This is a genomic window from Caballeronia sp. INML2 (assembly GCF_023631365.1).
Lineage (GTDB): Bacteria > Pseudomonadota > Gammaproteobacteria > Burkholderiales > Burkholderiaceae > Caballeronia > Caballeronia turbans.
Genome location: NZ_JALQDH010000146.1, coordinates 1 through 5,160, shown reverse-complemented (window position 1 = coordinate 5,160; position 5,160 = coordinate 1). Strand labels below are relative to the sequence as shown.

Below are 5,160 nucleotides of genomic sequence, written 5' to 3'. Positions count from 1 at the left end.
CTTGGCCGGTCGTTGACGTTTGTTTTGGCCGGTGGTGAGGAGTCGGAGGCGGCGTAGCCGCCGGAGACGACGAACCACCGGCGGCGCCGCGTCGGCGGGGCAATAGGATGGCTGATCGATTCTTAAAGAAGAAGCGGTCAGTACATGTCTGGAACCCGCATCACCGACCAACAGGTTCGCCTCTACATGAACAAGCGCAAACACCATTCGCAGGAAGTTGCGGCCGCCAAGGCAGGAATAAGCGTGCGCAGCGCACGCCGCATCGAGCGTGACGCGACGTTGCCGTCCCAGAAGCCCCGGCGCTCCTGGCGCACCCGTCCCGATCCGTTCGCCGATGTCTGGGACAGCGAAGTCGTGCCCTTACTGCGCAACGCCCCCCATCTGATGGGCATCACGATCCTGCGCAAGCTGCAGGATGATCACCCGGGCTGCTATTCCGACAGCATGCGTCGCACGCTGGAACGACGCATTTCTCAATGGCGGGCGCTCGAAGGTCCCAGCCAGGAGATCTTCTTCCCTCAGGAGCATCAACCCGGCGTGCGCGGGCTGTCTGACTTCACCGATATGAGCAAGCTGTGCGTGACGATTGGCGGCGCTCCGTTCGAACACCGGCTGTATCACTTCGTGCTGGCATTCTCGCGTTGGGAATATGCCTGCGTGGTTGAGGGTGGCGAGAGCTTTGAAGCTCTCGCCACCGGTTTACAGAACGCTCTATGGCAGGCGGGAGGTTGCCCGCGTGAGCATCGCACCGACAGCCTGTCAGCCGCCTTCAAGAACCTGAGCGAGAAGGAAGACTTCACGACCCGTTACAAGGCGCTGCTCGAGCATTACGACATGCAGGGCACGCGCAACAATCGCGGTCTGGGTCACGAGAACGGGAGTGTCGAATCCTCGCACCGGTATCTGAAGGACGGGGTCGGTCAGGCCTTGATGCTGCGTGGCCATCGCGATTTCGCTGATCGTGCTGCCTACGATGAATTCATCCGCGAGCAGGTGATGCGTCGAAACCGGCGCAACGCCGCCGCGTTCCGGATCGAGCGCCAGCAGCTTTAGGATCTGCCGGAGTACCGTACCACCGACTTCGTCGAGGAAGAAGCGCCTGTGACCCGCTGCAGCACGTTCACGGTGCGCGGCATCCTCTACAGTGCGCCGTCGCGCCTGATAGGTCACCGGCTGAAGGTGCGCGTCTACGGCGACCGGCTCGACTGTTACCTGTCCGGCGTGCTGGTGCACAGCACCGCACGGGGTTCCCGTGCAAACGACAACCGTCACGCGCTTGATTACCGCCACTTCATTGGCTCCCTGAAGCGCAAACCACAGGCATTCAAGGGGCTCGCGTTTCGTGACGCACTGTTCCCGCGTGAGGCCTACCGTCGGACCTGGGAACAAACTCGATGCCCGCCTGTCGCAACGCGAAGCATGCAAGACGATGGTTGGCCTGCTTGAACTCGCAGGCCTTCACGGCGTGGAGGTCGTACTGGCCGGAGAGCTTGACGTGTTGCTGGAAGCCGGCAAGCTGCCTGATCTCAAGGCGCTGCGTGAGCAGTACGCACCCCGTGAGGCCTCGTGCCCTGAAGTGGAAGTTCAGATGCCGCCCGTTGCCGTCTATGACGAACTGCTCGAGGAGGTGGCAGCATGAACGCGCCCGCCCATGATGGTGGCCGCCTGGCCTTGATGCTCAACGAGCTGCGCTTGCCAACGATCGGCAGGTTGTGGCCCGAGTTCGCCGAGCGCTCGGTTAAGGAAGGCTGGCAGGCCACGCGACTGCTTGGCGCGCTGCTTGAGCACGAGCTGGCTGAGCGCGCCAAACGACGCATCGAGCGGCATCGTACCGAATCGCATCTGGACCCGACCAAGACGCTCGCCACCTTCGACTTCAGCGCCGTGCCAATGGTCTCGAAGGCCCATGTCACGGCGCTGGCCACCGGCGAGTCATGGCTGGAAAAAGGCGCCACGGTCCTTCTGTTCGGGCCACCCGGGCACGAGACATAATGCTCACCTCCCTATGTCATTGAAGATCAATGGATAATTGATTTGAGTTATCTGATTGCGGACGGTCCGCAGCTCGTCGCGCCAGATAATTGTCGACGTCCACTTGCTGGATGATCCATGGTGCACCCAGACAAGCCTGTGACGCCGGCAGCCTCCCGACTCGAATCAGGCGGATGACGGTTGGCGCACTGATACCCAGCAGGGTAGCTACTTCTGTAACCGTCAGTTCGCGGCGCTCCTGCCGTTCGCCCTCGCGATATGCAGGGATTCGATGGTCCTTCCGCAGCGTGCAGATTCGCGCAGCGGTCCAGGTGTGGCCCTTCGCCGTTCGTTTGCCCAGTCGATTGATGACCGCTGCTACGCCTTGATCTGCCAACGTTCTCGCCAACGCGCGAACGATGTCTATCGTTGCGACATCGGTGGCCCAGCGATGCTCACCTGTGTGGTTCTTCTCGAACACGATCTCGGTGTGATCGCCTCCTTGCCAATGCACGAGTGCACGAATCGTGTCGTCCTGCTTTGTGGCAACGATCTCCTTGACGACCGTCCTAAGAATGCGTTTCTTGATCTCGACCGAACTGGCCGGGTGGTGCCATAGCCGCGGCAGGTCTTCACCGAGTCGCAGAAGTTCATCACGCGCGCCCGCACTCAGCGCCCTCGATGACTGTTCGCGCAGGAGGTCGAGCTCGGTCTGTATTTGCGCCTGCGTCTTCAGCGTTTCATTCCACCGTCGCTCAAGTTCTGCGGCAACCAGCCGGTTCTCAGGATCAATCGCATCGTATTGCCGACGTGCTCGCGCAGCTTCATACCGCGCCTGTTCAAGCGCCAGCTCCTTGTGCCGCACGCGTTCGTCCTGCTCTGTTCGTGCACGTTCAATGGCCTCGAGTGATGCACGAATACCTAACGGTTGAAGTTGGCGCAAAACTTCTTCAGTAACGCGTTGATCAACACGAACCGCACCAAACGAAATGCAGCGAGGGCCACCATGATTGATCATGCTGCCCTGACAGTTGTACCGCGCGACGGTGCCTTTGGTGCCGGAATACGCAACGTGCAGCTTGCGCCCGCAGTGACCGCAACGAAGCAGTCCCGCCAGAAGCGAGCTCCCGCGCTTGACAGCGCCGCGGACCATGCTGCCCTTCATGTTCGCGTTATTGGTAATCAATTTGCGGTTCGCCTCGTATTCGTCCCAGCTAATGTAGCCCGCGTGGTGCTCGATGATCAAGGCTTGCCATTCCTCGCGCTGAAGGGGGTTGCCCGCAAACACTCGCTTGCGTCCGTTCACAATGCGAGCAATAGTCCGGGTCTTGCCAAACGCGTATGCGCCGCCATAAGTCGGATTCGTCAGGATGTGCAGAAGGGTGTTATAGACGGGAAGCTTCCATACAATGTGGCGACCGTCCGGGCCGTAGTTCACCGCGGGTAGTTCAATGCATTCCTGTCGAATCCATAGGAGGACCTGCCTGACGCTACCAAACTCACGAAACTTCCGGAACGCGAGATCGAGCGCTTCCCGGACGCGGGTATCAGGATCCTTCTCGATACGATTTCCTTGTGCACGCACATAACCGATTGGCACCGACGTGAACAGTTCACCGCGTTTGGCTTTCTGATCAAGAGCCGCCTGTGATCGTTGGCGAAACGTCGAAAGCTCCATCTCGGAAAGCGTGCCCTTCATGCCTAACAGGAGGCGATCGTTAGGCTGTCTCGGATCGTAGATTCCATCTTCGTCAATCAGGAGGCATCCTACAAGACGGCAGAATTCCAGAAGCGTGTGCCAGTCACGACCGTTGCGCGCAAGACGCGAGGCTTCGATGCAGAATACGGCACCCACTTCGCCGCTGCAAAGTGCCACCAATAGGCGCTCGAATCCGGGACGATGATTGCCAGAGCCGGAGCGACCCAGGTCGTCATCGATAACCGTCGCATCTGGCCAGCCAAGTCCGCGTGCGCGATCGGCAAGCCCGTATTGGCGCAACTGGCTCTCGCGATTGTGGTGGACCTGATCCAACGTTGACTGACGGACGTACACGTATGCACGACGGGAAAGGTGTTCAGCGCCGATCTTGCTCATCACGCGCCTCCGCTTCGATGACGTCGATCAACGCGAACATCAGCAGCGCCAGTTGCGTCACCAACTCGGCTTGCATCTCCTCTGATACTAACGCCTCCGGCACAGTTTCCTCGAACAGATCCTTTTGCCTCGTCATCTGGTTGCGCATCTTTGCCTCCCTCAGGTGTTACCGCCGCAAAGCACGATAACGCCGTGTCGACCAGGCGCAGAAGTTCGATCAGCACTGCATGAGGCAATTCCGGCTGGACCACGACAGACATGCGGGCAGCATCCTCGCCTGCCATCCACGGCGGAAGATGCGTCAGAGTGCCATCGGGCTGCCGGATAGTCAGATACGACTCGCCCCGGTAATTGTTCATCCCGACGACGGTTATTCGTTCACCGCAGCGAGGGTGAAACGGATAGAGGATGATCACACCATCGCAATGATGATGGGCAGTGTGTAGTGGGTTCGCCGGGGGTCGGAAAAAGCCATCTAGGTTCGGCCATCGGGCACGCCCTGATCGATGCCGGATACCGCGTGCTGTTCACGCGCACCAGCGAACTCGTCCAGAAGCTGCAGGCAGCACGCCAGAGCTTGCAGTTGCCTTCAGCACTGGCCAAGCTCGACCGCTTCGACCTCATCGCCCTCGATGACCTGTCGTACGCTCGCAAGGACCAAGCCGAGACCAGCGTGCTGTTCGAACTGATTGCCGAGAGGTACGAGCGTAAAAGTCTTCTAATAACGGCCAATCAGCCGTTCTCGGGTTGGAATGACGTGTTCCCTGACCCCGGCATGACGGTCGCCGCTATCGACCGTCTTGTGCATCACTCGACGATCTTCGAGCTCAACGTTCCAAGCTACCGCCGCCGCCAGGCCGGCGATAAACAGAACGCGCGGCGGCGTCAATTACACGACGACAACCCTGCCAACCCGTTTAGTGGCCAGTCGCCTGACGACGGCAACGTTACGCAGCAGCGGTGAGCGTCAACTACACCATCACGCAACGACAACTACGAAGGAGGAGCACGCTAAATATGACCTGATACCCAACGACAACCACCCCGTTGACCGGCCAAAATAGTTGTCGCTGACCGGCCGCGCTGCTTGACGC

Annotated in this window: 3 protein-coding genes and 2 pseudogenes; 3 read left to right on the top strand and 2 right to left on the bottom strand. The window is 59.9% G+C overall.

Annotation, left to right across the window (positions count from 1 at the left end; translation table 11 throughout):
- Positions 1–144 precede the first annotated feature (144 nt).
- Positions 145–1,639, top strand: a pseudogene (gene istA, locus NCT32_RS36305) (IS21 family transposase).
- Positions 1,636–1,992 (top strand): ATP-binding protein, encoded by a 357-nt coding sequence (locus tag NCT32_RS36300; protein WP_284508636.1) that lies wholly within the window; start codon positions 1,636–1,638, stop codon positions 1,990–1,992. Before istA ends, NCT32_RS36300 begins: the two are co-directional and overlap by 4 nt.
- A 16-nt stretch (positions 1,993–2,008) precedes the next feature.
- On the opposite strand, the gene NCT32_RS36295 is transcribed toward NCT32_RS36300, so the two are convergent.
- Entirely contained in the window at positions 2,009–4,066 is a 2,058-nt protein-coding gene (locus tag NCT32_RS36295) for a recombinase family protein (RefSeq protein ID WP_250491488.1), read from the bottom strand.
- Positions 4,047–4,214: a hypothetical protein gene (locus NCT32_RS36290; RefSeq protein ID WP_011493047.1), complete on the bottom strand. Its 168-nt coding sequence runs from the start codon at positions 4,212–4,214 to the stop codon at positions 4,047–4,049. The genes NCT32_RS36295 and NCT32_RS36290 overlap by 20 nt, the downstream gene beginning before the upstream one ends.
- A 294-nt stretch (positions 4,215–4,508) precedes the next feature.
- On the opposite strand from NCT32_RS36290, the pseudogene NCT32_RS36285 reads away from it, so the two are divergent.
- A pseudogene (locus NCT32_RS36285) lies at positions 4,509–5,030 on the top strand (ATP-binding protein); the annotation flags it as partial.
- Positions 5,031–5,160 lie beyond the last annotated feature (130 nt).